The organism is Lentzea alba, assembly GCF_047445655.1.
GTDB lineage: Bacteria > Actinomycetota > Actinomycetes > Mycobacteriales > Pseudonocardiaceae > Lentzea > Lentzea alba_A.
The window spans coordinates 1-26,597 of the sequence record NZ_JAJAEG010000015.1 but is presented as its reverse complement, the minus strand read 5'-3'; the positions used below and the strand labels follow the sequence as shown (position 1 = coordinate 26,597).

Annotated in this window: 30 protein-coding genes and 1 pseudogene; 25 read left to right on the top strand and 6 right to left on the bottom strand. The window is 67.9% G+C overall.

The window, feature by feature from the left end:
* Positions 1 to 67 precede the first annotated feature (67 nt).
* Genes LFM09_RS24710 through LFM09_RS24700 form a run of 3 tightly spaced genes read left to right on the top strand, consistent with a single transcriptional unit; the run spans position 68 to position 1,863 of the window.
* Entirely contained in the window at positions 68 to 505 is a 438-nt protein-coding gene (locus LFM09_RS24710) for a DUF983 domain-containing protein (protein WP_414098912.1), read from the top strand.
* 15 nt (positions 506 to 520) lie between these two features.
* On the top strand, positions 521 to 1,387 hold the full coding sequence (locus LFM09_RS24705) for an Fpg/Nei family DNA glycosylase (RefSeq protein WP_414098911.1): 867 nt from the start codon (positions 521 to 523) through the stop codon (positions 1,385 to 1,387).
* 35 nt (positions 1,388 to 1,422) lie between these two features.
* Positions 1,423 to 1,863, top strand: a complete 441-nt coding sequence (locus tag LFM09_RS24700; protein ID WP_414098910.1) for a hypothetical protein — start codon at positions 1,423 to 1,425, stop codon at positions 1,861 to 1,863.
* On the opposite strand, the gene LFM09_RS24695 is transcribed toward LFM09_RS24700, so the two are convergent.
* The 3 genes from LFM09_RS24695 to LFM09_RS24685 are packed head-to-tail and all read right to left on the bottom strand — an operon-like array spanning position 1,860 to position 4,541.
* Positions 1,860 to 2,441 (bottom strand): LutC/YkgG family protein, encoded by a 582-nt coding sequence (locus LFM09_RS24695; RefSeq protein WP_414098909.1) that lies wholly within the window; start codon positions 2,439 to 2,441, stop codon positions 1,860 to 1,862. The genes LFM09_RS24700 and LFM09_RS24695 overlap by 4 nt on opposite strands.
* Positions 2,434 to 3,852, bottom strand: a complete 1,419-nt coding sequence (locus LFM09_RS24690) for a LutB/LldF family L-lactate oxidation iron-sulfur protein (RefSeq protein WP_414098908.1) — start codon at positions 3,850 to 3,852, stop codon at positions 2,434 to 2,436. Before LFM09_RS24690 ends, LFM09_RS24695 begins: the two co-directional genes overlap by 8 nt.
* Positions 3,834 to 4,541 carry a (Fe-S)-binding protein gene (locus LFM09_RS24685; protein ID WP_414099112.1) on the bottom strand — a complete coding sequence of 236 codons (708 nt, stop codon included), beginning with the start codon at positions 4,539 to 4,541 and terminating at the stop codon, positions 3,834 to 3,836. The genes LFM09_RS24690 and LFM09_RS24685 overlap by 19 nt, the downstream gene beginning before the upstream one ends.
* Positions 4,542 to 4,652: 111 nt before the next feature.
* Here LFM09_RS24685 and LFM09_RS24680 point away from each other — a divergent pair, with 111 nt between their 5' ends.
* On the top strand, positions 4,653 to 5,915 hold the full coding sequence (locus LFM09_RS24680) for a sensor histidine kinase (protein WP_363777280.1): 1,263 nt from the start codon (positions 4,653 to 4,655) through the stop codon (positions 5,913 to 5,915).
* Between the two features lie 451 nt (positions 5,916 to 6,366).
* Here the strand turns inward: LFM09_RS24680 and LFM09_RS24675 are convergent, their stop codons facing one another.
* Positions 6,367 to 6,534: a hypothetical protein gene (locus tag LFM09_RS24675; protein WP_166048541.1), complete on the bottom strand. Its 168-nt coding sequence runs from the start codon at positions 6,532 to 6,534 to the stop codon at positions 6,367 to 6,369.
* 99 nt (positions 6,535 to 6,633) lie between these two features.
* Between LFM09_RS24675 and LFM09_RS24670 the strand changes: the two genes are divergently transcribed.
* The 11 genes from LFM09_RS24670 to LFM09_RS24620 all read left to right on the top strand — a co-directional run bounded on the left by LFM09_RS24670 (position 6,634) and on the right by LFM09_RS24620 (position 16,684).
* Positions 6,634 to 7,494 (top strand): S49 family peptidase, encoded by an 861-nt coding sequence (locus LFM09_RS24670; protein WP_414098907.1) that lies wholly within the window; start codon positions 6,634 to 6,636, stop codon positions 7,492 to 7,494.
* A gap of 63 nt (positions 7,495 to 7,557) precedes the next feature.
* A complete protein-coding gene (locus LFM09_RS24665) occupies positions 7,558 to 8,424 on the top strand; it encodes a LytR/AlgR family response regulator transcription factor (protein WP_414098906.1) in 867 nt (288 codons plus the stop codon).
* Complete coding sequence (locus LFM09_RS24660; RefSeq protein WP_414098905.1) at positions 8,421 to 8,849, top strand: hypothetical protein; 429 nt, start codon at positions 8,421 to 8,423, stop codon at positions 8,847 to 8,849. The genes LFM09_RS24665 and LFM09_RS24660 overlap by 4 nt, the downstream gene beginning before the upstream one ends.
* Before the next feature lies 1 nt (position 8,850).
* Complete coding sequence (locus LFM09_RS24655) at positions 8,851 to 10,650, top strand: cation acetate symporter (RefSeq protein WP_414098904.1); 1,800 nt, start codon at positions 8,851 to 8,853, stop codon at positions 10,648 to 10,650.
* Positions 10,651 to 10,908: 258 nt separating this feature from the next.
* Positions 10,909 to 11,259, top strand: a complete 351-nt coding sequence (locus tag LFM09_RS24650; RefSeq protein WP_414098903.1) for a DUF485 domain-containing protein — start codon at positions 10,909 to 10,911, stop codon at positions 11,257 to 11,259.
* The gene (locus LFM09_RS24645) at positions 11,256 to 12,848 is read left to right on the top strand and encodes a cation acetate symporter (protein WP_414098902.1); all 1,593 of its coding nucleotides are present in this window, start codon (positions 11,256 to 11,258) and stop codon (positions 12,846 to 12,848) included. The genes LFM09_RS24650 and LFM09_RS24645 overlap by 4 nt, the downstream gene beginning before the upstream one ends.
* A 111-nt stretch (positions 12,849 to 12,959) precedes the next feature.
* On the top strand, positions 12,960 to 13,454 hold the full coding sequence (locus LFM09_RS24640; protein ID WP_414098901.1) for a SigE family RNA polymerase sigma factor: 495 nt from the start codon (positions 12,960 to 12,962) through the stop codon (positions 13,452 to 13,454).
* Positions 13,451 to 14,308, top strand: a complete 858-nt coding sequence (locus tag LFM09_RS24635; protein ID WP_414098900.1) for a hypothetical protein — start codon at positions 13,451 to 13,453, stop codon at positions 14,306 to 14,308. Before LFM09_RS24640 ends, LFM09_RS24635 begins: the two co-directional genes overlap by 4 nt.
* A gap of 59 nt (positions 14,309 to 14,367) precedes the next feature.
* Positions 14,368 to 14,706, top strand: coding sequence for a rhodanese-like domain-containing protein (locus LFM09_RS24630; protein WP_414098899.1), 339 nt, complete (start codon positions 14,368 to 14,370; stop codon positions 14,704 to 14,706).
* Between the two features lie 2 nt (positions 14,707 to 14,708).
* Positions 14,709 to 15,614 (top strand): DUF4328 domain-containing protein, encoded by a 906-nt coding sequence (locus LFM09_RS24625; RefSeq protein ID WP_414098898.1) that lies wholly within the window; start codon positions 14,709 to 14,711, stop codon positions 15,612 to 15,614.
* Between the two features lie 65 nt (positions 15,615 to 15,679).
* Positions 15,680 to 16,684, top strand: a complete 1,005-nt coding sequence (locus tag LFM09_RS24620; protein WP_414098897.1) for a glycerophosphodiester phosphodiesterase — start codon at positions 15,680 to 15,682, stop codon at positions 16,682 to 16,684.
* On the opposite strand, the gene LFM09_RS24615 is transcribed toward LFM09_RS24620, so the two are convergent.
* Together LFM09_RS24615 and LFM09_RS24610 are read right to left on the bottom strand one after the other, a co-directional pair.
* Positions 16,681 to 18,366 (bottom strand): MSCRAMM family protein, encoded by a 1,686-nt coding sequence (locus LFM09_RS24615; RefSeq protein WP_414098896.1) that lies wholly within the window; start codon positions 18,364 to 18,366, stop codon positions 16,681 to 16,683. The genes LFM09_RS24620 and LFM09_RS24615 overlap by 4 nt on opposite strands.
* Positions 18,367 to 18,575: 209 nt before the next feature.
* Positions 18,576 to 19,760 carry a cytochrome P450 gene (locus LFM09_RS24610; RefSeq protein WP_414098895.1) on the bottom strand — a complete coding sequence of 395 codons (1,185 nt, stop codon included), beginning with the start codon at positions 19,758 to 19,760 and terminating at the stop codon, positions 18,576 to 18,578.
* Positions 19,761 to 19,850: 90 nt separating this feature from the next.
* Between LFM09_RS24610 and LFM09_RS24605 the strand changes: the two genes are divergently transcribed.
* The 10 genes and pseudogenes from LFM09_RS24605 to LFM09_RS24560 all read left to right on the top strand — a co-directional run.
* On the top strand, positions 19,851 to 20,591 hold the full coding sequence (locus LFM09_RS24605) for a glycerophosphodiester phosphodiesterase family protein (RefSeq protein ID WP_414098894.1): 741 nt from the start codon (positions 19,851 to 19,853) through the stop codon (positions 20,589 to 20,591).
* A gap of 27 nt (positions 20,592 to 20,618) precedes the next feature.
* On the top strand, positions 20,619 to 21,554 hold the full coding sequence (locus tag LFM09_RS24600) for a DUF5926 family protein (protein ID WP_414098893.1): 936 nt from the start codon (positions 20,619 to 20,621) through the stop codon (positions 21,552 to 21,554).
* A gap of 44 nt (positions 21,555 to 21,598) precedes the next feature.
* Positions 21,599 to 21,934: a DUF952 domain-containing protein gene (locus LFM09_RS24595; RefSeq protein WP_414098892.1), complete on the top strand. Its 336-nt coding sequence runs from the start codon at positions 21,599 to 21,601 to the stop codon at positions 21,932 to 21,934.
* An 88-nt stretch (positions 21,935 to 22,022) separates the two neighbouring features.
* A complete protein-coding gene (locus LFM09_RS24590; RefSeq protein WP_414099111.1) occupies positions 22,023 to 22,547 on the top strand; it encodes a SigE family RNA polymerase sigma factor in 525 nt (174 codons plus the stop codon).
* Between the two features lie 3 nt (positions 22,548 to 22,550).
* Positions 22,551 to 23,354: a hypothetical protein gene (locus tag LFM09_RS24585; RefSeq protein WP_414098891.1), complete on the top strand. Its 804-nt coding sequence runs from the start codon at positions 22,551 to 22,553 to the stop codon at positions 23,352 to 23,354.
* 163 nt (positions 23,355 to 23,517) lie between these two features.
* Entirely contained in the window at positions 23,518 to 24,102 is a 585-nt protein-coding gene (locus tag LFM09_RS24580; protein WP_414098890.1) for a hypothetical protein, read from the top strand.
* Between the two features lie 166 nt (positions 24,103 to 24,268).
* On the top strand, positions 24,269 to 24,883 hold the full coding sequence (locus LFM09_RS24575) for a hypothetical protein (protein ID WP_414098889.1): 615 nt from the start codon (positions 24,269 to 24,271) through the stop codon (positions 24,881 to 24,883).
* Between the two features lie 139 nt (positions 24,884 to 25,022).
* Positions 25,023 to 25,637: a hypothetical protein gene (locus LFM09_RS24570; protein WP_414098888.1), complete on the top strand. Its 615-nt coding sequence runs from the start codon at positions 25,023 to 25,025 to the stop codon at positions 25,635 to 25,637.
* A 71-nt stretch (positions 25,638 to 25,708) separates the two neighbouring features.
* Positions 25,709 to 26,272 carry a hypothetical protein gene (locus LFM09_RS24565; RefSeq protein ID WP_414098887.1) on the top strand — a complete coding sequence of 188 codons (564 nt, stop codon included), beginning with the start codon at positions 25,709 to 25,711 and terminating at the stop codon, positions 26,270 to 26,272.
* Between the two features lie 99 nt (positions 26,273 to 26,371).
* Positions 26,372 to 26,597 (top strand): annotated as a pseudogene (locus LFM09_RS24560) (hypothetical protein); the annotation flags it as partial.

The following is a 26,597-nucleotide window of genomic DNA, read 5'->3' as shown; positions in this document are numbered from 1 at the left end:
ACCCACAAGGCTCACGTCGCGGCAGGTACGGTTTGACCAAGACCGACCGAGCGTGGGAGACGGGTACATGACGCGGCTGGTGCGCGGTGCCGACGGGCGGATGTGGACTGTCCACAGCCGGATCGAGTGGCGCAACCCCGTGGAATCCGACGACTTCGAGCACGACGTGAGCGGTGGTGCGCTGCCCGGCATCATGATGGCGGGCCTGCTGGTCGTCATGGTCGTGGTGCTGATCGCGTGGACGCCGGAGCAGGTGGTCGTGCCCGCCTGGCTGATCCTCGCGTTGATCTTCCTGTTCGCGTTCTTCCCGGTCCGCTGGGCGCTGCGCCGGCCGCACACGCTGGTCGCGGAGAGCAAGGCGACGGCCGACGAGCTGCCGCCGGAGCGGTGGATCGGGCAGATCCGCGGGCCGATGGCGGTCCGTCAGGAGGCCGCGCGGGTCGCCAGGACGATCGAGATGCACTCGCTGCCGGACGTCGAAGGCCCGTTGCAGCCCGTCGACTGATGCGACACTGGACGGGTGCCCGAGCTACCCGAGGTAGAAGCACTGGTTCACCACCTGCGTGAACACGCTGTCGGCCGCACTGTGCACCGCGTCGACGTGGCATCGCTGCAGGTGCTGAAGACGTTCGACCCGCCGTGGACCGCGCTGCACGGCCAGGAGGTCGTGGCCGCGCACCGGCACGGCAAGCACCTCGACCTGGAGGTCGCGGACGGCCTGCACCTGGTCGTGCACCTCGCACGGGCCGGGTGGCTGAGATGGGCCGACAACATGTCCGCGCCGCCGCCCAAGCAGGGTCGCGGTCCGCTGGCGTTGCGCGTGCACCTCGGGCCGCCCGGTCAGGGGCCGGGGTTCGACCTGACGGAAGCGGGCACCAAGAAGGGGCTCGCGGCGTGGATCGTGCGCGACCCGAAGACCATCGCGAGCGTCGCCCGACTGGGTCCGGACGCGTTGGGGATCACCCGCACGCAGCTGGAAGACCTGTTCCGCGGGCGCACCGAGCGGTTGAAGACGTCGCTGACCGAGCAGAGCCTGATCGCGGGCATCGGCAACGCCTATTCGGACGAGATCATGCACATGGCCCGGCTCTCGCCCTACGCGACGGCCGGGAAGCTCAACGAGGAGCAGCTCGACCACCTGCACGAGGCCATGATCAGCACGTTGACCGACGCGGTGGCGCGGTCGGTCGGTCAGGACGCGGCCCGGCTCAAGGGTGAGAAGCGGTCCGGGTTGCGGGTGCACGCGCGGACCGGGCTGCCTTGTCCCGTGTGCGGTGACACGGTTCGTGAGGTGTCGTTCGCGGACAAGGCGTTCCAGTACTGCCCGACTTGTCAGACGGGCGGCAAGCCGCTGGCCGACCGCCGGCTCTCCCGGTTGCTCAAATAACCACCGCTTAACCGGCTGAGTTCAGGCTCGGCCGCATGACACGTCTTCGGAAGGCCATCGCCATCACGGTGGCTGCTGCTGCGGCGCTCATCGTGGCGCCGATGAACGCCAACGCCGCTGAGTACGGCTGCACCGGTTCGCTGATCGACACCTACAAGGTGAAGTCCGAGGTGGGCAACCACCTGAGCACGATCCGGCTCTACTACAACTCGAGCAGCGGCTACAACTGCGCCGCCAACGTGAAGACCGCCTACTACTCGCAGTTCAAGCACGAGGCCTCGATCACGCTGATGAACGAGGACTGGCGCGAGGACAACCACCGTCCCGGCTACAACATCGACGAGGACGGCGGCAAGTTCCAGTACTACGCGGGCCCGGTGAAGGTCTACGGCAAGGGCAAGTGCATGTACGTCGTCGCGCGCACTTGGTACTACAGCGAAGTCGGCATCGGCAGCGGTAGTGGCCACTGCGGTTAGTCGGCGACGATCAGGACCTCCAGGGTGCGGGGGCCGTGGACGCCCTCCACCCGGTTGAGCTCGATGTCGCTGGTTGCGGACGGGCCGCTGATGAACGTCAGCGGCCGCGTGGGTTCCAACCGCTGAAGAGCTTCCGGCACCGAGTTCGCGATCTGGTCTGCGCGCACCACGCACAGGTGGTAGTCCGGCAGCAGCGTGAGCGCTCGGCGTCCTTGGGCTTCGCCGCCGTCGAGGACGATCGTGCCGGTGTCGGCGATCGCGGCCGCGCACCCGGTCAGCACGCCGTCGGCCTGGTCGAGCTCCTCGATCGACAACGGCTCGTGCAGCCACGTGACACCGTCGATCAACCACTCCGGCGGCACGTCGGCGGGCGCCACGATTCGCTTGCCCATCAACGGTTTCAACGCCTCGGGCACGTTCGAGACGGTGTGCACGATCGCCCGGTAGTCGGCGACCCGTTCCGCGAACAGCTCGACACCGCCGGGCCCGGTCCGGTTGTAGCCGCGGACGACGGGTTGCGCCGGCGGCACCTGGGCGTTGCGAATGCGCTGAAGGATCTCTTCTCGTGCGCTAGCCACGGTTCTTCCTCCACCAGGCTCGGAAGGACTCTTGAGGCGGTGCGGGCACGTCGCGTGAGGATGTCCACTTCGAACCCGGCCAGGGCAGCGAACTGATCCGTCCGTCGCGGGCCAGGAAACGGGCCAGGGCACCGGCCTTCTGCGCCTTCTCGTACCGCGCGGCGTCCTGGAAGACCCACGCGGCGGCGGCCATCGCGATCGACTCGGCGGTGCGGCCCTTGGCTTCCACGGCCTCGGCGCGCAGGTGCGTGAGGACCGACGGGATGTCGATCCGCACCGGGCAGACTTCGAAGCAGGCGCCGCAGAGCGAAGAGGCGTAAGGCAGTGAGGCTGCCTGCTTGTCGTGCATGTCGCCGACCAGCTGCGGCGTCAGGATCGCGCCGATCGGGCCGGGGTAGACCGAGCCGTACGACTGGCCGCCGGTGCGTTCGTAGACCGGGCAGACGTTGAGGCACGCGCTGCACCTGATGCACCGGAGTGCTTGGCGCCCAACGGAATCCTTCAGCGTCGCGGTGCGGCCGTTGTCGATCAGCACGAGGTGGAACTTCTGCGGGCCGTCGCCGGGCGTCACGCCGGTCCACACGCTCGTGTACGGGTTCATCCGTTCCGCGGTGGACGAGCGCGGCAGCAGCTGCAGGAAGACTTCGAGGTCCTGCCACGTGGGCACGAGCTTCTCGATGCCCATCACGGTGATCAGGGTTTCCGGCAGGGTCAGGCACATCCGGCCGTTGCCCTCGGACTCCAGCACCACGATCGACCCGGAGTCGGCGACGGCGAAGTTCGCTCCCGAGATGGCGACCTTCGTGGTGAGGAACTTCTGGCGCAGGTAGACCCGTGCCGCCTCGGCCAGGTCCGCCGGCTCGTCCGACACCTCGACGCCCATGCGGCGCTGGAAGATCTCGCGGATCTCCGACCGGTTGCGGTGGATCGCGGGCACCAGGATGTGCGACGGCCGGTCGTCGCCGAGCTGCACGATCAGCTCGGCCAGGTCGGTCTCGATCGCCTGCACGCCACCGGCTTCGAGGGCCTCGTTGAGCCCGATCTCGGCGGTGGCCATGGACTTGACCTTGACGACCTCCCGCGCGTTCTCGGCCCGGCAGAGGTCGAGCACGATCCGGTTCGCCTCTTCGGCGTCGCGTGCCCAGTGGACGACGCCGCCCCTGGCCGTGACGGACTCTTCGAGCTCGACGAGGAGCGTGTCGAGGCGCGCCAGGACGTCGTCCTTGATCTGCTCGCCGGCGACCCGGAGCATCTCCCAGTCGGTCATCTCGGCGACCGCGGCCGCCCGGCGCCCGCGGATGGTCCCGGTCGCTTTGCGCAGGTTCTGCCGCAGCTGGGTGTCGGCCAGTGCTATGTGGGCGGCCTTGGGGAACGTCGGGCTGCCCAGCCACGTCACGGGGTTGCGAGCCACGGGTCCTCCTCCGTCGAAGCCAGGATCTCGGCCAGGTGCACCGGCCGGACGCCCGCGCGCAACCGCGACAGGCCACCGCCGATGTGCATGAGGCAGGAGTTGTCACCAGCGCTCAGCACTTCCGCGCCGGTGTCGAGCACGCACCGCATCTTGTCCGCGAGCATCGCCGTCGACGTCTCGGCGTTCTTGATCGCGAACGTGCCGCCGAAGCCGCAGCACTGCGTCGAGTCGGGAAGTTCCACCAGATCGAGTCCCTTGACCGCCCTGAGCAGCGCCAACGGCTTGTCGCCGACTCCCAGCATGCGCAGCGAGTGGCAGGTGGGGTGGTAGGTGACCCGGTGGGGGAACCAGGCGCCCACGTCCGTCACACCCAGCACGTCCACGAGGAACTCCGCGAGCTCGAACGTCCGCGGCGGAGACTCACCCAGCGTGGGATGGATCTCGCGAACCATGCCCGCACATGACCCGGATGGCGCAATCACGTACTCGTAGCTCTGCAAGACGTCGGTGTACTTGCGCGCCAGCGTCTTCGCGTGGTCCCGGTATCCGGTGTTGAAGTGCATCTGCCCGCAGCACGTCTGATCGAGCGGAAACTCCACTGAACAGCCGAGGCGCTCCAGCAGACGAACCACAGCGCGTGCCGTCGACGGGAAGAACATGTCGGTCAGGCAGGTCGCGAACAGTGCCACTCTCACGCGCACACCCTCTCCCCAAATTCATCGGATGTCTACCCGGATCGGTGGACCGTACGGGGGTACGCCGGGCGCGCCTCTTGCTATAGGGGTGCCCCACAGCACAGCATGTGCAGCGTGGGCGACCTGTTGACCGAGCGCGCTGTGCTCGGCGTCATCGCGACCCTGGCCGTTCTGGGCCTCTTCGTGATGCTGTGCCGCGCTCGACGAGTCAGCACCTCCGTCGAGGATGCTGTGATGGACATGCTCGACCGCATGTCCAGGGCGTCGAGCGACCTCCGCGCGGGCCTGACCGAGGAAGCCGCGAACAAGGCCACCCCCCACCTGCGCGAGATGCTCAGGTGCGTCGCGGTCGCCATCACCGACGAAGAAGGCACCGTCCTCTCGTGGGACGGCGGCGCGAACGACCACTACGAGTACCTCCGCGACACGGTCGCCCGCGCCATCAACAACTGCCACAAGGAGCACGTCGACCACCGCAAGCTCGGCTGCGAGCTGCAGGGTCCGTGCTCACTGCACAGCGTTGTCGTGGTGCCTTTGGTTGTCGAGGGCGACGTGGCCGGCACTCTGATCGTGGTGTCTGGCGTGGCGTCGAAGCGCCAGATCCGGATGGCCGAGGAAACTGCCCGTTTCGTCTCCACGCAGCTGGAGCTGGAAGTCGTCCAGAAGCAGCGCCAAGCGCTCGCTCAGGCCGAGGTGAAGGCCCTGCGAGCCCAGATCTCGCCCCACTTCGTCTACAACGCGCTGAACACGATCTCCTCGCTGATCCGCACGGACCCCGCCCACGCCCGTGAGCTGCTGCAGGAGTTCGCCGAGTTCACGCGCTACTCGTTCCGCACCGACGGCCTCTTCACGACGCTGGCCGACGAGCTCACGAACATCCACCGCTACCTGACCATCGAGCAGGCCCGGTACGGATCCCGGCTCAACGTCCGGCTGCGGATCGCACCCGAGGTCCTGCAGGTCGTCCTGCCGTTCCTCGTTCTTCAGCCGCTGGTCGAGAACGCCGTGCGGCACGGCCTGGCCAAGAAGCCCGGCGGCGGCATGCTCACCATCACCGCCGAGGACAACGGCAACGAGGCCCTGATCAGCGTCGAGGACGACGGCGTCGGCATGGACCCCGAACGGCTGGACGACATCAAGGACGCCCACCAGACGGGCGCGCACGTCGGCATCGGCAACATCAACGACCGCATGCGGACCGTCTTCGGCGCCGAGTACGCGCTGGTCGTGGAGACGGCGCCCAACGCGGGCACCAAGGTGATCCTGAACGTGCCGAAGTTCGCGCGGAACGTGCTGCCGAACCTGAACCTGGGCAACCAGCTCACCGACGAACCGATGACGAACGAGCAGCCGGTCGTCCGCGCCTGACGGATGCCGTCCGGCACGTTCTCTGAGCAGCGGTAATGGCGCGAACCGACGGTGTCGACGCGCCCGGCTTCAAGGGCGACCAGCGTCTCGCAAGGGCCCGAAGTCAAGCCCCGATCGCAATCGTCGCGAAGCGGCGATGACGTGACCAACGCTCGTCACGGTTGGGGCGCCCACGTTAGAAGGCCGCCGTCTCGCCCGGAACCCGAGCAGCCGGTCGTCCGCGCCTGATCCGGCGACGAAAGTTGCACGCTCAATCATGCTCAACCCGCGCGTGGATCGTGCCGATTGTGGTGTTGACCAATGAACAGCCGGCCGTTTGAGCGAACAGAGGCCGGCCGCGAGTTAAGGGCCACATCCAGTGCAGGAACAACAAGCACCCGAGCGCGTCCGCGTCTGCATCAAGTGCACCGCAAAGGGATTCAACAGCTGCAAGTGCTGAGAAGCCTGCAGGTCAGCGTGCTGCAACAGCCAAAGTCGTGATCAGCACGACGGCGCACACGCTCCAGCTCACCCACATCCAGTAGATGTGCATGGGCGTCGGTCCGGCGGCATTTTGCCTGCCCCGGTCGTCCCACCACTCGACATAGCGTTCGAGCCAGCGGATCGGGTTGAACGTCACAGCCCCGACGCTAGCACCACGTGTTCCAGGTCACGCGGGAGCAACCGACAGCGCAGTTGGGCTCCCGCGTGCACGCGAAACGCACGTACTGTCGAGTACATGAGCGTCACGGACAAGATCGCTGCCCGTCTCCCGAGGGTCATGGACCGGGGTGAACGGCCTCCGGTCGTCGCGGCGGTGCGGTTGCACGGGGTGATCACCCCGCAGTCCTCGCCGGTCGCCCGCAACACGATCAGCCTCCAGAACGTGGAGTCGGCCATCAACCGGGCGTTCGACAACGAGCGTCTGATCGCCGTGGCGCTGCTCATCAACTCGCCCGGCGGTGCGCCGACGCAGTCAGCACTGATCGCCGAGCGCATCCGTGAACTCGCGACCAAGAAGCACGTGCCGGTGCTCGCCTTCTGCGAGGACGTCGCCGCATCCGGCGGTTACTGGCTGGCGTGCGCCGCGGACGAGATCTACGCGCACGGCACGAGCCTTGTCGGCTCCATCGGTGTCGTCAGCGCGGGCTTCGGGCTCAACGGCCTGCTGGACAAGGCCGGCGTCGAGCGCCGCGTCTACACCGCCGGTGAGAACAAGGTGCGGCTCGACCCGTTCCAGGCGGAGAAGCCCGAGGACGTCGAGTGGCTCAAGGGGCTGCACGCGGACCTGCACGAGCAGTTCAAGGCGTGGGTCACCGAACGCCGTGGCAGCAAGCTCAAGACCGAAGAGGACCTCTTCACCGGTGAGATCTGGACCGGCACCAAGGCCCAGCAGCTCGGCCTGGTCGATGGCATCGGGACCATTCGCAGCGTCATCGCCAAGCGCTTCCCGGACGCCGAGCTGACGGTCGCCGAGCCGCGGAAGCCGTTGCTGGCCAAGCTCGGGCTGACCGGTGCATCCACCCGATCGGGCGATCTCATCACGCAGGTCCTGGCGAGCCTGGAGGAACGTGCTCGCTGGTCCCGATTCGGGCTGTGAGCATCAGTTCGGTTTCACAGGGCGTGTCGAGTCAATCCCCGACGTAGACATGACCGCACATTGATGGGCAAGATGCCCGACACAGTGAGTACCCAAGACAACGCCGGTCTCCTCGTCCTCGCAGTCGATGACGAGGCTCCTGGCCTGAGCGAGATCAAGTTCCTGCTCGAGAGCAGTCCTCACATCCGGCGCGTCCTCACGGCCTTCGACGCCGCGGAGGCTCTGCGCATCCTGAGGGGTGACTACGAGCAGGAGGTCATGGCGAGGACCAAGGCCGGCCTGCCGCCGGTCGACGCGGTGTTCGCGGACATCAACATGCCCGGGCTCAGCGGCATGGATCTCGCACGGGTGCTCTCGGCTTTCCGGTATCCGCCCGCGCTCGTTTTCGTGACGGGCGTTGAAGAACGCGACGCGCTCGTGACGGCGTTCGACGTCGGTGCGCTCGACTTCATCAACAAGCCGATCAACGAGGAACGCGTCCTCAAGGCCATCTCCCGGGTCGCCGATCGCGTGGGCCGCACGGCCGCGCCGCAGGCACCGGCACCCACCGCGATGACCCAGGCCTCCGAACCGACCGACGACGAGGTCATCCCGGTCGAGCTCGGCGGCACCATCAAGCTCGTGCCGCGGGCGTCGGTGCGGTACGTGGAGGCGCAGGGCGACTACGCCCGCCTGCACACCCAGGACGGCAGCCACCTGGTGCGCATCCCGTTGGCACAGCTGGAAGAGCGGTGGGCCAACGCCGGGTTCGTGCGCATCCACCGGTCGTACCTGGTGGCGCTGCCGCTGGTGAGCGAGCTGCGGATGACGGCGAACGGGTACGCGGTCGTGATCGGCACCGGTGAGGGCGCCAAGGAGCTGCCGGTCAGCCGCCGGCACACCAAAGAGCTCAAGGAACGCATCGTGCGACCGCCGAAGAGCGGCTGGTGAGCAGGCACGACGCGGGAAAGCCCGAGCAGGCCGCCCGCGAGGCCTGGCTCGGTGAGCAGGCCCGCAAGCCCCGCAGGCGCCGGGTCGTGCTCGCGGACTCGACGAAGGCGCGCGGCAAGGCGCTGCGCACGATCATCGAGCTGGAGGAGCAGACCAGCGTCGGCGAGAAGCTGGTCCGCGACCTCATCAAGCAGCAGCTGCGGTCGGCGTTCGGGCTGGCCTTCATCGTGCTGATCGGGATGTGCCTGCTCCCGATCACCTTCTACCTGTTCCCGCAGATCGGGAACCTCAAGATCCTCGGCATCGGCATCCCCTGGCTCGTGCTCGGCCTGGCGCCCTTCCCGCTGCTCTACGGCGTGGGGTGGGTCTTCCGCAGGCAGGCCGAACGGCACGAGCGCGACTTCGTGAACATGGTCGACCGCTGACGTGAACGCCACCATCTGGAGCCTCACCGCAATCCTCGCCGTCGCACTGGTGACGTTCCTGCTCGGCTACGTCGGGTCGCGCAAGGCGAACACCACCCCGGACTTCCTGGTGGCGCGGCGCGCGATCCCGGCGACCCGCAACGCCGCCGCGATCTCCGGCGAGTACCTGTCCGCGGCGTCGTTCCTCGGCGTGGCCGGGCTCGTGCTCAAGGACGGCATCGACGCGCTCTGGTACCCGATCGGTTTCACCGCGGGCTATCTCGCGCTGCTCCTCTTCGTGGCCGCGCCGCTGCGACGGTCGGGCGCGTACACGTTGCCTGACTTCGCCGAGGCCCGGCTGGGTTCGGCGAACGTGCGGCACTTCAGCACGTTCTTCGTGGTGTGCATCGGCGTGCTGTACCTGGTGCCGCAGCTGCAGTCGGCGGGTCTGACGCTGACCACGATCACCGGGCTGCCGGCGTGGTTCGGCGGGTTGATCGTCACGGTCATCGTGGTGGTCAACGTGCTGGGCGGCGGCATGCGGGCGATCACGCTCGTGCAGGCGTTCCAGTACTGGGGCAAGCTCTTCGCGATCGCGGCGCCGACGTTCGTGCTGTTCGTGGTCTTCCTCGCCTCGCCGAACAAGGGCACGCAGCCGATCAGCGACGAAGGCGTGGTGCGCTTCCCGCAGGCCGAGACGATCACCGTGGCCGAGCAGGAGATCAAGGTCCGCGTCGACGAGCCGCTGACGTTGAAGGTGTACGGCCAGATCGACGGCAGGGACGCGGACGGGCCGGTGTTCTGGGGCCGCGGCGTCTACGAGCTGAGCCCCGGCACGACCATGGAGTTCACCGCGGGCAGCCCGGTGCCGGTGGTCGAGGGCTCGCCGACGAACAACCACGACTGGATGCGCCCGCAGACCGGCGGCATCTCCGACCTTCTCAAGACGTACTCGCTGATCTTCGCGACGTTCCTCGGCACGATGGGCCTGCCGCACGTGCTGGTCCGCTTCTACACCAACCCGGACGGCAAGGCGGCGCGCAGGACCGCGCTGCACGTGCTCTACCTGCTGGGTCTCTTCTACATCTTCCCGACGGTGCTCGGCGTGCTGTCCCGGCTGTACCTGCCGCAGCTGCTGGTGAGCGGGAAGACCGACGCCGCGGTGCTGATGCTGCCCGGCACGATGGTGCCGAACCTGGGTGGCCAGATCCTCGGCGCGATCGTCGCGGCCGGTGCTTTCGCGGCGTTTCTCTCGACCTCTTCCGGTCTGGTCGTGTCCGTCGCCGGGGTGGTCTCGACGGACATCATGCCGGGCAAGGTTCGTGACTTCCGGTGGGCAACTGTGTTCACCGGACTTGTCGCAATCGGTCTTGCTCTGCTGCTTCCGCGCTCCGATGCGTCACTGACCGTGGCCATGTCGTTCGCGCTCGCCGCTTCGACCTTCTGCCCGCTCCTGGTCCTCGGCATCTGGTGGAGAGGACTCACCTGGGTGGGTGCGGTGTGCGGTCTCGTCGTCGGCGGTGGAAGCGTGATCACGGCTCAGGTGATCAGTGTCGTCAGCTCCTACACCGGCCGCTGGGCGCCCGCGGTCTTCACCCAACCAGCGCTGATCACGGTGCCGGTCGCGTTCATGACCATGATCGTGGTCAGCAAGGCGACCCGCAGACGGGCGCCGGCGGACGTGAACCAGATCCTGCTGAGACTGCACGCGCCTGACCCGCTGGGCTTCATCCGCGACCGCGACATCGCCCGCTTCGGCACGGCCGAGGAGAAGGCCAGGATGGCGGATGACCAGCGCAGGGGAGCTGGTCGAACACGTTGAGTAGTCAGCGTTTCAAATGGGTGAAAATTGGTCACTCGAATCGGTGAACGGTGATTGCGGTCACGCAGAGTGCTGTTCGTCTACGCATACTGACCGTTCGTCGCATCACCCGACTGCTTGGCGCAACGGCACGAACGGGGTCTTACCGGAGTGACTCAAGTCTCCATACGGTTCCTGACCAAGAACGGACCGCACCTGGAGGCATTACGTGCACGTCACGTTGCTGACACCTACGACGAGTACGGCGAGGAGGGGACTGTGAGCACCGTCGAGCACACCCCGAGCGAGTCGACCCCGGATGCGCAGAAATGGGTCGATGTACAAGCAAGTGATGACTTCGCAGAGCTCAAGCACCGCCTGCGCAAGTTCGTGTTCCCCGTCTCCGGGCTGTTCCTCGCGTGGTACCTGCTGTACGTGCTCCTCGCGGACTACGCACACGGGTTCATGTCGACCAAGGTGATCGGCAACATCAACGTCGGGCTCATCTTCGGCCTGCTGCAGTTCGTGTCCACCTTCGTGATCACGACGCTGTACGTGCGGCACGCCAACAAGAACCTCGACCCGCTCGCGGAGAAGCTCCGCAACGAGATCGAGGGAGACGGCAAGTGAACGAGTCCAGCCCGATCCTCAACATCAGCATCTTCGGTGTCTTCGTCCTGATCACGCTCTTCGTGGTCATCCGGGCGAGCCGCAACACCAAGACCGCTGCCGACTACCTCGCCGCCGGCCGCGCCTTCACGGGTCCGCAGAACGGCATCGCGATCGCGGGTGACTACCTCTCCGCGGCGTCGTTCCTCGGCATCGCGGGAGCCATCGCCCTCAACGGCTACGACGGCTTCCTGTACTCGATCGGCTTCCTGGTGGCGTGGCTCATCGCGCTGCTGCTGGTCGCCGAGCTGCTGCGCAACACCGGCAAGTACACGATGGGTGACGTGCTGAGCTTCCGGATGCGCCAGCGTCCGGTCCGCGCCGCCGCCGCCACATCGACGATGGCCGTCTCGTTCTTCTACCTGCTGGCCCAGATGGCCGGTGCCGGTGGTCTCGTCGCCCTGCTGCTCGGCATCACGGGCTCCGGTGGCCAGGCCCTCGTCATCGCCGTGGTCGGCGCCCTGATGATCGCCTACGTCCTCATCGGCGGCATGAAGGGCACCACCTGGGTGCAGATCATCAAGGCGGTCCTGCTGATCGCCGGTGCGGGCATCATGACCCTCTGGGTGCTCGGCAAGTACGGCTTCAACCTGTCCGCGGTGCTCGGTGCGGCCGTCGACAACGCCCCCAAGGCGGGCGAGAAGCTGCTCGGCCCCGGTCTGGCCTACGGCAAGAACGGCACCACGCAGCTTGACTTCCTGTCGCTGGCGCTGGCCCTGGTGCTCGGCACCGCGGGTCTGCCGCACATCCTGATGCGCTTCTACACGGTGCCGACCGCGAAGGAAGCCCGTCGCTCGGTCGTGTGGGCCATCTGGCTGATCGGCATCTTCTACCTGTTCACCCTGGTCCTGGGCTACGGCGCCGGCGCGCTCGTCGGCCCGGACAAGATCAACGGTGCACCCGGCAAGGCCAACTCGGCCGCCCCGCTGCTCGCGCTGGAACTGGGTGGCCCGATCCTGCTCGGCCTGATCGCGGCGGTCGCGTTCGCGACAATCCTCGCGGTCGTCGCAGGCCTGACGATCACGGCGTCGGCGTCGTTCGCCCACGACATCTACGCCAACATCATCAAGAAGGGCCAGGCGGAGGACAAGGACTCCGAGGTCAAGGTCGCCCGCCTCACCGCGATCGTGATCGGCCTGGTGTCCATCGGTGGCGGCATCGTCGCCAACGGCCAGAACATCGCGTTCCTCGTGGCGCTGGCGTTCGCGGTCGCGGCGTCGGCCAACCTGCCGACGATCCTCTACTCGCTGTTCTGGAAGAGGTTCAACACCTCGGGCGCGCTGTGGAGCATCTACGGCGGTCTGATCGTGACGATCACGCTGATCGTCCTGTCGCCCGCCGTGTCCGGCCAGCCGACGTCGATGTTCAAGAACTCCGACTTCGCGCTGTTCCCGCTCTCGAACCCCGGCATCGTCTCGATCCCGGTGGCGTTCCTGCTCGGCTACATCGGCACGATCCTCTCCAAGGAGAAGGCCGACCCGATCAAGCAGGCCGAGATGGAGGTCCGCTCCCTCACCGGTGCGGGCGCCGAGAAGGCCATCGCGCACTAGTCGCTGTACCGAGAACGGGCCGTCCCTGCGGGGGTGGCCCGTTTTTCGTGCAACCCTGCTGGTGCCGACCGCGTATTGAACGCGAACGCGGCACGAAGTTGGGGGATCGGAGTGCGACGAGACGACGAGTTCTCGGAGTTCTTCACGAGCAGGTTCGACTGGGTGCGGCGCACGGCATACGCGTTGTGCGGCGACTGGTCGGAAGCTGAAGAACTCGCACAGCACGCATTCGTGCGTGCGTACGCGAAATGGTCGAGCGTCAGGCGCGAGACGGCGGATGCTTACCTCCGCACGATCGTGACCCGCCTGTTCATCAACAGCAGGCGGCGCGGCCGTGACCGCGAACGTCCGGTCGCCGACCTGCCAGAACGCGGGGTCGGCGGTGGGTTCTCCGATCCCGACAGCCGGTTGCACGCCGCGTTGCAGCAGGTGCCGCCCAAGCAGCGTGCGGCGCTCGTGCTGCGGTACGTGCACGACCTGTCCATCGAGCAGACGGCAGCTGAGCTGGGCTGTTCGGAGGGCAACGTGAAGAGTCAGACAGCCAGAGGCTTGGCGACGCTCCGCGAGGCGTACGGCGAGCCGGTCAAGTCGGAGAGTGCCTGTTGAACATCGAAGACGAGCTGCGCGGAGCTCTCGACGTCACCGCGCCACCTGCTACCACCAGCCTGGACACCGTGCTCCGCCGAGGAAAGCGCCGGGTGTTCGCCCGGCGAGCGGGAGCGGTGTTCGGTGCGGCGGCTGTGGTCGTCGGCATAGGGATGGGTGCCGTCACCCTGACCCCACCGCCGTCGTCGCAGCCACCCGCAGCCCAGCTGCCGAGGGTGATCTCGCAGCACGACCTCGACTGGACCCGCGTCGGCGTGCCACCGCAGCAGCCGAACGACAAGGGGGAGTGCCAGTACAAGGGGCGGACCACGCAGCCGGAGTTCCCGGTCGGCATGGCGGAACTCTCGTCTGAGCTGGTCGGCGGATTCGAGGCGGATCTGCGCCGGCTGTTCCCCGGCCTCGAGGTCGACAGGACCGGGGTGAGGGACGGCAACTACCGGTCGGAGCGACAGTTCGATCTGACCGACCGCGGCGGCACGGGAAGCGTGCAGCTCCTCGCCGGCCGGTTCACGACCGGCTCGCCGCAGTTCTACGCCGACGACGCGCTCCGGATCACCGGTGACTGCGCGCCACCGCTGCGCAAGGTGCTCGCCGACGGCACGATCCTGCAGATGCACGGTGTTCACCGGTTCCGCCCGGACAAGCCGTTCAAGGCGTATGCGCAGGCGCTGTACGCGTACCGGAAGGACGGGCTGATCCTGAAGATCGAAGTGCGCACCACTGGCAGTGCCGACATGCGTCGGGTGCCGGAACTCAGCGACTTCTGGGAGCCGGTCGCGCCGGGCAGGGACTCCCTGCCGTTGTCACAGGAGCAGCTCGTGATGCTTGGGCTCGCCGTCGCGGTGGCAGTCTGAGGGTGTGCCGTGCCGGAGGCTCACGAAGGTGCAACCTCCGGCATGGCAACATCTAGGGCGTGACTGTTCCAAGCGTGGAGATCGCCGACGTCCCCGCCGTGCTGCCGGAAGGCGCCGTCCTGCTGGACGTGCGCGAGCAGGACGAGTGGGAGGCCGGCCATGCGCCCGGCGCGCTGCACATCCCCATGAGCGAGATCGGTGCCCGGCTCGACGAGGTGCCGAACGACGTGCAGCTCTACGTCGTGTGCCGCGCCGGTGGCCGTTCCGCCCGCGTGACCCAGTACCTCAACGAGAACGGCTGGGAGGCCGTGAACGTCGAGGGCGGCATGCAGCACTGGGACGCCCACGGCCGTCCGCTCGAGGGCGGCGTCGACGGCATGGATCCCGAGGTCATCTGACCGTGCAGCCGTTGCAGCCGATGCGCGTGGACTGGGTGGCGACTCCGCCACCCGGTGCGTACCCGCAGGTCCAGCGCCGGTCGCAACGGTTGTCCTACGGCGGTCCGCCGAACTACCCGGTCCCGCCGCGCTGGGGCTTCCCGCTGCTCGCGTGGCGGTGGCCGACGGCCGTGCCCGGCACCGTCGAGCAGGCCGACTCGGTCGACGGCGTGCGGCGGCTGGGCAAGACCGCGCAGAACGCGCTGTGGCTGCTCGGCGGTGTCGCGTTATGGGCGGCGTTCTCCGAGATCTGGCGTTATGTCCTGGTCGCGATGAGCCGTTACGGCGCTCTGTCCGCGAACGTCGTCAGCGCGTCGGACGCGATGGTGGTCTCCTCTTCGGCGATCACGATCACCGGCTGCCTGCTGGCGTTGGTGCTCACGCTGCTGTGGGTGCGGCGCACGCGGAACGTGGCCTCGACGCTCGTGGGCTACGGCCCGTCCCGCTCGGATCGTGCCGCCGCTGTCGGGCTGATCGTGCCCGGCATGAACCTCGTCGTGCCCGGCTCGGTGCTGGCCGAGCTCGAACACGCGGTGGCCCGCCGGCCCGCTGAGGTCCGTCCGACGCCGTCGAAGCTGCTGCGCTGGTGGTGGGGCTTCTGGGTCGGCTGCGGGCTGATGTTCGTGATCCAGATCCTGTGGTCGTTCCGGGACAGCACCCAGGCGCTGGCGGACGGGGTCCTGCTGCACGCGTTCGGTGACCTGGTCCTGGTCGGTGTCGCGGTCACGTCGGCGTTGCTCGTCCGGCGGATCACCACGCTGCTGCTGCCGGTCGACGCCGCGTCCGTGCGGCTGATGCGCGTGCTCGAAGTCAAGGACGCTCCCGAACCGCCGCTGCGGTCGTTCCGCGCGTCCGGCTCACCGCGCTGATCTGTTCATCCTGATTTGAACCGCAGGCTCTTCCCGGCGTTGGGCGGGAGTGCCAGGTTGGGTGGATGCGGACACTCATCGGGGCTCTGGTGATCGCAATGGCCACACCAGGGGTCGCCCAGGCGCACCACCGGGAATTCGACCTGCAGGCCCACCGCGGCGGCATCGGCCTCACGGTGGAGAGCACGCTCAAGGCGTTCGCCAAGGCGCTCGAACTCGGCGTGACGACGCTGGAGCTCGACATCCAGATCACTCGGGACGGCCGCGAGGTCATCACCCACGACCGCAAGACGAACCCGGCGAAGTGCCTCGACACGAAGCCGGCGTTCCCCGGTGACCCGGAGTTCCCCTACGCCGGCAAGTACGTGAAGGACCTGACGTTCGCCCAGGTGCGGACGTTGGACTGCGGCAGCACCAGGTGGTCGCAGTACCCGGACCAGGAACTCTCGCCGGGCGCCCGCATGCCGACGCTGGCCGAGCTGTTCGACCTCGCGCGCAAGCACCGCGCGTGGGGCATCCGCTTCAACATCGAGACCAAGGTCGAGGCCGCCGCCCCGCACGAGACCGCGCCGCGCGAGCAGTTCGTGCAGCGCGCGGTCCGCGAGATCCGGCGCTCCGGCTTCCTGGCCAACGTGACCATTCAGTCGTTCGACTGGGGCACGTTGATGCGCCTGCGCGAGGTCGAGCCGCGCATCCCGCTGGTCGCGTTGACGCAGCCGGAGTTCCTGCGGCCCGGCTCGCCGTGGACCGGCGGCCTGAACCTCGACGACTTCGGCGGCAGTGTGGCGAAAGCGGTGAAGTCCTTCGGTGCCAGGGCTTTGTCGCCCGTGCACGGCAACCCGCAGAACGGCAAGATCGGCGACCCGAACTACGTTCCCTTCACCACCAAGGAACTCGTGGCGGACGCTCACCGCCACGGGCTGAAGGTGATCCCGTGGACGGTGAACGATCCGGCCACCATGCACAAGCTGATCGACGACGGGGTGGACGGCATCATCACCGACTACCCGGACCGCCTGCGCACCGTGATGAAGGAGCGGGGTTTCAAGCTGCCCAAGCGGTATCGCTAACTGATGCCGATGGGGTCGGCGGAGTGGTTCCCGGTCTGCAGACCGCCGCGTTGTCCGGTCGCGATGCCGCACAGCTGAGCGTCGGTCAGCCCCATGCCCGTCGCCTGAGCGGACGACAGCGTGTTGCCCGCTGCCTGACCGTCGATGGTGACCGGGCTCGGGTACAGCGTGTTGTCGGCCTCACGGCAGACCAGCACGATCACCTTGAAGGTCCTCGGGTTCGTGTACTCGAGGTTCTTCGTCTCGCCGCGAGCGACGGTGAAGGTCTCCGGCAGGTCGGCGTCCTTCGCGTAGCCGGTGGGTGTCGTCGTCTCGTCGATCGTGTACGTGCCAGGGGGCAGGTTCGCGAACGGCGGCTGGCAGACACCGGTGGCATCGGTGGTGCAGGTGGCGACCACGGTGCCGCTGGTGTTGGCGCCCGAGTACAGCGTGAAGACCGCGCCCGGCACGGCTGCTCCGGTGTCGTCCTTCTTCAGCACGTTCACGGTCGCCGGACGGGCCGGGTCGGTGAACGTCAGCGCCTTGTTCTCACCGGCGGCGACGCTGAACGTGAACGGCAGCGTCGGATCCTTGTCGTAGCCGGCCGGGACAGTTGTCTCGTCCAACGTGTAGGTGCCGACGGGGAGATCGGTGAACTGCGGGAGGCACGCGCCGCTCGCGTTGACGGTGCAGGTGCCCACGACCGTGCCGCCCGTGCCGGTGCCGTTGTACAGCGTGAAGACGGCGCCGGCCTGGCTGCCGCCGTCACTGCCGAGCTTCGTCACGGCGACGGAGCCGCAGTTGCGGATGTTGACGTTGCCGGGCCCGACCAGATCCTTCATCTGGGCGGTCGACGACTGGCCGGAGCTGCGGCTGACCGCGTAGGCCTTGCCGAAGCCCTCGCACACGCCGGGCGCGAAGACGCCGGCTGCGGTCAGGTTGATGCCGGCCTCACCGAACTCGTGCAGGCCGAGCGTCTCGTTCGACGGCGCGACGGTGTCGAGCGGGGTGTTGCCGGTGTTGACGGCTGCCTCGGCGACGCCGGCCGACAACGTGGTCGCGACGCTCCAGCACGGCGGGGAGTTGCTGCCGACCTCGCACGCGCCGGCGGTGATCCAGCGGGACAGCTTCAGCACCGGGGTGCCGCCGCCCTCGAAGTCGTAGACGATCAGCATGTCGCCGACGGTCCGTTGCACGAGCCCGGACGGGCCACAGGAGGTCGTGCCCTTGTTGAACTCGAAGGCCACGTGCGCGCTCGGCGAGGTGGTGTTCTGCGGGATGCGGACCCACGCCAACGTCAGGAACACATCAGTGCCAACGGTCTTGCTCGCCACGTAGACGCGCTTGAGATCGTCCTTGTTGGACGCTTTCTGCGTGCCGACGGTCGGACAGACGGCGTCCTGCTTGGTGCCACCGGCGAAGCCCGAGTCCGACGTGCTCGCCTGCCGGTCCTCCAGACCGGTGAAGGCCCAGCCGGAGACGACCTTGCTCGCGGTTCTCAGCGGTGCGGTGCCCGTCCAGGTGGCGGGCGAGAAGCTGTTCCAGTCGAAGTTGATCGGTGCCTGCGGGGCGAGGTTCGCGTCGTCGTCCTCGAACCCGGCGGCGGTGCCGACGGGGCCGGCTACGGCGATGCCTGCGGGACCGAGCAGGCCGAGCACGAAGGCGGACACCGCGGCGCCCGCGATCATCAAACGTCTGCGCATGGTGTTCTCCAATGCGCCGGGACGTCCGGTTCGGTCCCCGCACCGCGCCGACGTCCAGTGGACGGGTGGACCGGCCGGGCGGGAGGGTTGGTGCAGGATCAACGGTCGAGCGGGGCCGAACCATCAGGGTAGGCACGCGGGTCGGCGAACCGCCCGTGTGCTGACTCATTCAAGGCCGATGTACTGGCCGAAGTGCCTGGGTCGGCCGGTCACTCTCCGCTGAGCTGCAGCGAGTGCAGCCCGCGGATCACGAACTCCGCGCGCCGGTTGGGCTCCGCGGCCAGCACGGCGCCGGGGAGCTTGCGGTGCAGCGACGACAGCGCCGCCTCCACCTCGATGCGGGCCAGCGGCGCACCCAGGCAGTAGTGGATGCCCATGCCGAACCCGAGGTGCTGGTTCTTCTCGCGGCCGATGTTCAGCTCGTCCGGGTTCTCGAAGACCAACGGGTCGCGGGCGGCCGCACCGAGCAGCGCGGCGATCTTCTCGCCGGGCTCGACGACGTGGCCGGCGATCTCCACGCGTTCGGTCGCCGTGCGTTCGAAGAGCTGCAACGGCGAGTCGTACCGGATGAGCTCCTCGACGGCCGTGGGCATCAGCTCCGGCGAGAGGCGCTCCCACTGCGAGCGGTGGCGCATCAGGGCGAAGACGCCGTTGCCGATGACGTTGACGGTGGCCTCGTGGCCGGCCATCAGCAGCAGCACTGCGGTGGCGACCAGTTCGTCCTCGGTGAGCCGGGCGCCGTCGGTGTCGGTGACGGCGACCAGGTCCGACACCAGGTCGTTGCCGGGGGACTTGCGCCGCAACGCGACCAGCTCGCGCAGGTAGGCGACGAACTCGGTCGCGGCGCGTTCAGCCAAGGCCTGCTGGTCGGCAGGCAGGCCGTACTCGTACATCTTCACGATGGCGTTGGACCACGGCTGCAGCAGGTAGCGGTCCTGGCCGGGGACGCCGAGGAGTTCGGCGATCACCTCGACCGGCAGCGGCGCGGCGACGTGGGCGAGCAGGTCGGCCTGGCCCTGGTCGTGGATCTTGGCGACCAGTTCGTCGACCAGCCGGTCGGCGAGATCGGCGACCCACGGGCGGAGGCGTTCGACGTGGCCGCGGCCGAACGCGGCGGCGACCAGGCGGCGCAGCCGGGTGTGCGTGGGCGGCTCGTTCTCCAGCAGCGAGTTTCGGTGCAGCAGGTTGAAGGACATGAACTGCTCCACCGGCTTCACGTCCGACCAGATCCGGCCGAGCGAGCGGTGCCGCAGGACCGCCGAGCAGGCGGCGTGCGACACGGCGACAGCGACACCCATCTGTTCGTGGTGGTGCACCTCACCGGCCTCGCGCAGGGCTGCGAAGGCCGGGTACGGGTCGGCGATGAACGCGGGATCACGCTGGTCGAACGTCACAAGGCGGGACGGTAAGTCGCGATGAGCGTTTCGTCCACGTCCATTTGATTGATGACTCAAATTGTTGCGCGGGAACTATCGTTCGTACTTGTGCAGCTACCTTCCGTCGTCGCGCATCGTGGCGCGTCCACCGATCGTCCCGAGCACACCATCGGCGCCTACGAGCTCGCGCTCAAAGAGGGTGCTGACGGGCTTGAGTGCGACATCCGCCTTTCGCGCGACGGCGAGGTCGTGTGTGTGCACGACCGCACGCTCGCCCGGACGTCGAACGGCCGTGGCACGGTCAGCGCGATGACCCTCAGCGAGCTGAAGACGTACGACTACGGCAGCTGGCACCGCCACGGTCAGCCGGCCGGACTGCTCGTGCTCGACGAGCTGCTGGACCTGGTCAAAGGCACGAACGTGCAGCTCTTCGTCGAGACCAAGCACCCGGTCCGGTACCGCAACGAGGTCGAACGCAAGCTCGCCGAGGCGCTCAAGAAGCACAAGCTCGAAGAACAGATCGTCATGATGTCCTTCTCGCCGACGGCCGTGAAGGTGTTCCGGGAGATGGCGCCGGACATCCGCACGGTGCTGCTGCTCGACCGCCTCGGCCGGTACCGCAGCGGCGCGCTGCCGTCGTTCGCCGACTACACCGGGCCGGGCGTGCACGTGCTGCGCAGCGACCCCGACTACGTCGATCGGGCGAGGCGAGCTGGCCACGAGACGTACGTGTGGACGGTGGACAGCGCCGAGGACGTCGCGCTGTGCCGTGACCTGGGGGTCCGCTACCTCGCGACGAACGCCCCGGCGAACACGCGTCGCCTGCTGACGGCTAACTTGGCGACCTAGACAAGCCTGAGCACGAGGAGGGCCAAGGTGGCCAAGCGGACCGCGGTCAAGGACGCACCGAAGGACGGGATCAACCCCAAGCAGCCCTGCCCGTGCGGGTCCGGCAAGCGCTACAAGGCCTGCCACGGCGCGCCCGGCGGTGCCACGGACGTGATCGTGTCCCGGCCGTTCGAGGGCCTCGCCGCCGAGTGCGAGCTGATCGCGCTGCGCGAGTTCGTGCCGTCGGCGGTCGCGAAGCTGCCGGTCAAGGACGGGCGCGAGGTCACGCTCGCGACGGTGCTGCCGATGGCCGCCGCCGGGCTGATCCGCGGGGACGACGTGCCGTTCGTCGGTCTGCAGGTCCAGACGCGGTCCGGCGACCTGAGCCGCGACCTGGCGCGGGCGCTGCAGTGGGCGCAGCAGGCGAAGGCCGGTGACGTCCTGCCGGTCGTCGGTCCGGACAACGGTGAGAACCCCGGCCGTCTGCAGGACCTGCTGGACCCCGAGGCCGAGATCGTCCCGGAGCTGCACGCCGACTTCGTGTGGTGGATGCCGGAGGGCACCGAGCCCGCCGGTGACGTGGCGCTGTCGTTGGAACGGGCGAACGCCGCCATCCTGCCGACCGCTCGTGTCGACGCCCCTGGCGTGAAGGCCGCGTACTGGGTGGACGCCGGCGACAAGGCGCACCTGCGCTGGGTCCGTCCGGAGCCCGAGGAGAAGTTGTTGCCCGCGATGGCGCGGCTGGCCGCCCGCGGTGAGCTGGACCTGGGCGAGGGCTCCCGGTACGCCGGTTCGTTCCGCGCGCACGGCCTGCTGGTGCCGGTCTGGGACCTCGACCGCGAGATGCACGCCCGCGAGTGGGCCGAGCCGGCCGAGGCGCTGGGCAAGCGTTTGCTGGAGGCGCTGGCCTCGGACGAGCCGCTGACCGACGCCGAACGCCGGGCCCGCGACGGCCTGCGTGGCCGGCAGATCACCCTCCGCTGATCCACAACCTGTCCACAGGGTTGTCCACAAGGAGCTGTGGATAAGTGCTGCTGCACATCATCTCGAAGGCCGACTGGGCCGCTGCCCAGTCGGTCGGTGCCATCTCGCCCGTCGGCGAGGAGTTCGTGCACTGTTCGGACCGCGGCGTCGTGCACGTGACGGCCGGCAAGTTCTTCCACGGGCAGAGCGGGCTGCTGCTGGTCGTCATCGACCCGAAGCTGCTCGACGTGCCAGTGCGCTGGGAGGCCGTGCCGGACTCGCCGCTGTGGTTTCCGCACGTCTACGGCCCGATCCCGGTCGAGGCCGTCGTCGAGGTCCACGACTTTCCCGGTCTTCCGGACGGTTCGTTCGTTCTGCCGGAAGCCGTTGCCGTTCTGTGATTTAGTGCTGGCAACCGTTACGCGCACTCAGGCGTGAACTCCCCGAAGCCAGGTTGCTGCTTCGGGGAGGGGGCGTGCCGTGACGGCGGTGCTGCAACTGGATGTGGCCGCCCAGCGCGGCGGGGGAAGAGCGGAAGCCGTGGGGGACTTCGCTGAGTTCGTGCGCATGTCGATGCCGGGACTTCTGCGGTACGGCCATGCCCTGACCGGCAACCCGCACGACGCGGCCGACCTGGTGCAGTCGGTCCTGGAGAAGGTCGGCTCCCGTTGGGTGGCCGTGCAGCGCAAGGGTGACGACCCGCTCGCCTACGTCCGCAGGGCGATGGCGAACACGCACATCAGCATCTGGCGCCGGCGTCGCCGCGAGAACCTCGTGGCGGACTTCCCCGACTCCGGCGCGGATGCTCCCGAGCTGACGAGGCTCGAAAACGAACCGCTCTGGCAAGCACTGCGCGACCTACCGCCACGGCAGCGCGCGGTCATCGTGCTGCGTTACTACGAGAACCTCTCCGAGGCCGAGATCGCGAACGCGCTCGGGATCTCGTGCGGCACCGTGAAGAGCCAGAGCAGCAAGGCGATGGCGAGTCTCCGAACACGCCTGGGAAGGGACTGAGCAGTGAACGACGACTTCGACGATGAGCTGCGCAGGCTCTTCAGCGACGACCGCCTCGACGTCCAGGTGACGTCGGACGCGACCGACGCTGTGGTGCGCGGCGCGGATCGCCGACGACGCCGGCGTAACGCGGTGACGGCGACCTTCGCCCTGGTGGCACTGGTCGGCGCCGGGGTCGGGCTGAGCCAGCTCCGGCCACCGTCCGACGACACCGCCGGGCCGTTGCTGCCGACCTCTTCCTCCACCGCTTCGGCGACTCCGCCGCCGTCGGCCAGCACGTACACCTCGACGGTGACGGTGACCGTCGACCCGCCGACGGCGGGGACCGGCACGCCCAATCCACCCGGCGGCAACACCACCCCGAAGAGCTCGAGCAAATCGTCGACGGCCAAGCCACCACCGCCGACCCCGGAAGCCGCGCCTCCCGTGTGGAGCAAGCTCTCGCTCGGGATGTCCTACGACGACGCGATGGCGACCGGTGAACTGGGCAACGCCGGTGCGGGCACCAACGAGAACTGCCGGTACCACGGCCTGAAGCCGGGGAACGGCTACGTCGACGTGTACATCTCCCTGATCACGGGCATCGTCCGGATCAACCTGCCGGACTCCGGCAAGACGTCGAAGGGCATCGGAGCCGGCTCGACGGTGGCCGACGCCAAGGCTGCCTATCCGACCGCGACCCAGAACGGTTCGCAGCTCGTCGTGCCGGTGATCGGGACGCCGCAGTGGAAATACGTCTTCGAGACCAACGGCACGAATGTGACTGCCGTGTACATGCGCGTGGCCGCTGACGATCAGTGCCTCTGAGCCACTGAGCTGACGCAAGCCCCGCCGCTCCTGGGGGTGTGGCGGGGCTTCGTCGTGTCTGAAATCAGGCCATTCAGTGTGACTTTTTCGTGACAACGAGATTCGCAACCGCATTGCGGTGTCGGCGTCTTAGGGTTGTCCGAAGAACCACCTGGGGGTTGAAATGAAGAACTCGATCAAGCTCGCATTTGTCGCCGCTTTCTCCGTCGCCGCAATTGCCGCGTGCACGAGCACGCCCGCGCAGGAGAACGCCGCGCCGACCTCCGCGTCCCAGGAGCCGGGATCGTCGCCGCCGTCCGTCGTCACCGAGGTCGTCACCCACACCGTGACGAAACCCGCCGCACCTCGGCAGATCGACTCGTTCGGCTACGGCGCTCTCAAGCTCGGCATGTCGAAGCAGGACGCGGTCGACGCCAAGCTCATCGACGCAGGTCAGCCGTACGCCGAGAACCTGCCGCAGTGCTCTGTGCACAACCTTGCCGGCACCGATCTCAAGGTCATCGTCTCCACGACGGCCGGTGTGGCCGCCATTCCGTTCACCACGGCCATGTCGTCGACCGGTGCGGGGATCGGCGCGACCCTGAAGGACGTCCAGGGCGCCCACCCGAACCTGAAGGGCGCCGGTCTGCCCGACCAGCACCGCGCCGAGGCGAGCAACAACCCGAACGCGCATTTCAAGTACCAGCTCCGTGACGGCAAGGTCGCCTACGCGGCCCTCGTGCTGAACGGGCAGAACTGCGCGGAGTGAATTGATTCAGCCATTCGGACCCCGCCTCAGATTGATTGCGACGGGGCCTGAAACAACGTCATTTCGTCGTGACTTTCCTGTTACGAAGAACCCTGCAACCCACTTCCGTTGTCGACGTCTTATCGGGTGTCTAGAAACAAAGAACGAATCCTGGGGGGATTCCGAAATGAAGAACACGATCAAGATCGCAATTGTCGCCGCCATTGCCGCCGTCGGCCTGGCCGCGTGCACGAGTGCTCCCGAGTCGGAGCAGAGCGCCGCGCGCCTGCCGCAGACGCAGACGTCGACGCCCGGTACGTCCGCACCGCCACCTTCCGTGGTCACCGAGGTCGTGACCTCCACGGTCACGAACCCGCCGAAGCCGCAGGCGGTGACCGGCAAGATCGACAAGACCGACGACCGGCTCGGCTACGGCGCCTTCAAGCTGGGCATGACGCTCGAAGAGGCCCGTGCGGCCGGTCTGACCAACCTGAGCTGGGATGGCGAGGGCGACAACCTCTGCGTGGCCGATGACAAGATCGCGGTCTCGAAGAGCCACGGCATCGAACGCATCACGCTGCCCGCCGACGCCAAGACGTCCAAGGGCATCGGCGTCGGTTCGACCTTCGCCGAGGTGAAGCGCGCCTACCCGAACGCCACCGAGTACCGCGCCGGTTGGTTCGCCGTCATCAGCAGCATCGCCTCGTACTCGTTCTCCGCCTACAGCAGCAGCGACACCGACAAGGTCGAGCAGATCAAGCTCACCTCACGCCTCGGCAGCTGCCCGCTCGCCTACATGTGATCCGTCTCGTACCCGCCCCGCTGGGGGGTGGGGCGGGTACGAAACCGCTGTTCAGACGGCCTGCAGACGACTTGCAGGTCGTTTGGAGACCGACCGGCCAGATTCATCGACAACACACCAAGTCCTTGGGGGAACCAGAATGAACCGCTCGCTCGTCCTCGTCACCATTGCCGCCGCTCTCGGCCTGGCCGCGTGCACGAACGCTCCCGCGTCGGAGCAGAACGCCGCGCCCGCGCCGCAGACGCAGTCGTCGACGCCCGGTACGTCCACGCCGGCGCCTCCCGTGGTCACCGAGGTCGTGACCTCGACCGTGACGAACCCGCCGGCGCCGCAGGCCGTGACCGCCAAGACCGACAACCGCGTCGGCTACGGCGCCCTCAAACTGGGCATGACGCTCGACGAGGCCCGCGCCGCCGGTCTGACCAAGCTGACCTGGGAACACGAGAACGGCGACAGCACCTGCGTGTCCGACGGCAAGGTCACGTTCTCGAAGAAGTACGGCGTCGTCATGATCGCGCTGCCCGCGGACGCCAAGACGAGCAAGGGCATCGGCATCGGCTCCACCTACGCCGAGGTGAAGAAGGCCTACGCGGACGCAACGTCATACCGGGGTGGTTACAGCGCGAAGATCGACAACGCGAGCCACTACTCGTTCAAGGGCGACGAACCCGGCTACGGCGGCACCGACGCGAGCAAGGTCGAGGCGATCACGATCGGGGCGTCCGTCGTCGACTGCGCGATGTTCCTGCTCTAAGAGGCGAGGCAACCGGCACGCGGCTTTCCGCGTGCCTTTGTAGAAGTGGAACTCACGTGGGGGAACAAGCAATGAACCGCTCGCTCATCATCGTCGCGCTGACCGCCACGCTGGGTCTCGCAGCCTGCACCACGACGCCGCAGGCCGACTCCACGCCTTCCTCGACCACCAGCACGCAGCCGGCCCATGTGGTCACCGAGGTCGTGACGCAGACCGTGACGAACCCGCCGAAGCCGCCGAACGACAGCCGTCCCGGCTATGGCGCGCTCAAGCTCGGCATGACGCTGGCGGAGGCACAGGCCACCGGACTGGTGGGCACGGACTTCCACGTCTACCGCAACTGCAGGTACAACGACCACGCGACGATCACGGACGAAGGCGGCGTGGAGCGGATCACGCTGCCGCCGGACGCCAAGACGTCGGCGGGTGCCGCAGTGGGCATGACGCTGACCGAGCTCAAGCGGCTCTACCCGAGCGTGAAGGAGGAAGCGCTCGGCTACGCCGTCGACATCCCCGGCGACGCGCGGCTTCTCTTCGAGACCAGCGACACCCTCGTCCCGCGCAAGGACGGGGACAAGATCGCCAAGATCAAGCTGTTCAAGCGCCGGTTGCAGTGCATGGCGGCCGTGTTCTGAAAAATCTCGGGCGGTCGTGTCGAGAACCCGTCAGCGGCTCCGTCCCCGTGGTGAAGGCGGTCGAGACGGGCCGCAAGCGCACCGAGGGAGACACCCGAGATGGCCAAGTACCTGCTGCTCAAGCACTACCGCGGCGCCCCTGCTCCGGTGAACAACGTGCCGATGGACCAGTGGTCGCAGGAGGAGATCTCCGCGCACATCCAGTTCATGAGCGACTTCGCGGACAAGCTCACCGCGACCGGTGAGTTCGTCGACGGCCAGGCACTCGCCCAGGAGGGGACCTGGGTCCGCTACGACGGTGAGGGCAAGCCGCCGGTGACCGACG

Bases quoted from the DNA above. Each gene is read 5' to 3' on its own strand.
- LFM09_RS24710 (WP_414098912.1), top strand. From the start codon at position 68: ATGACGCGGCTGGTGCGCGGTGCCGACGGGCGGATGTGGACTGTCCAC.
- LFM09_RS24700 (WP_414098910.1), top strand. From the start codon at position 1,423: ATGACACGTCTTCGGAAGGCCATCGCCATCACGGTGGCTGCTGCTGCG.
- LFM09_RS24680 (WP_363777280.1), top strand. From the start codon at position 4,653: ATGTGCAGCGTGGGCGACCTGTTGACCGAGCGCGCTGTGCTCGGCGTC.
- LFM09_RS24670 (WP_414098907.1), top strand. From the start codon at position 6,634: ATGAGCGTCACGGACAAGATCGCTGCCCGTCTCCCGAGGGTCATGGAC.
- LFM09_RS24665 (WP_414098906.1), top strand. From the start codon at position 7,558: ATGGGCAAGATGCCCGACACAGTGAGTACCCAAGACAACGCCGGTCTC.
- LFM09_RS24620 (WP_414098897.1), top strand. From the start codon at position 15,680: ATGCGGACACTCATCGGGGCTCTGGTGATCGCAATGGCCACACCAGGG.
- LFM09_RS24615 (WP_414098896.1), bottom strand. From the start codon at position 18,366: ATGCGCAGACGTTTGATGATCGCGGGCGCCGCGGTGTCCGCCTTCGTG.
- LFM09_RS24580 (WP_414098890.1), top strand. From the start codon at position 23,518: ATGAAGAACTCGATCAAGCTCGCATTTGTCGCCGCTTTCTCCGTCGCC.
- LFM09_RS24575 (WP_414098889.1), top strand. From the start codon at position 24,269: ATGAAGAACACGATCAAGATCGCAATTGTCGCCGCCATTGCCGCCGTC.
- LFM09_RS24570 (WP_414098888.1), top strand. From the start codon at position 25,023: ATGAACCGCTCGCTCGTCCTCGTCACCATTGCCGCCGCTCTCGGCCTG.
- LFM09_RS24565 (WP_414098887.1), top strand. From the start codon at position 25,709: ATGAACCGCTCGCTCATCATCGTCGCGCTGACCGCCACGCTGGGTCTC.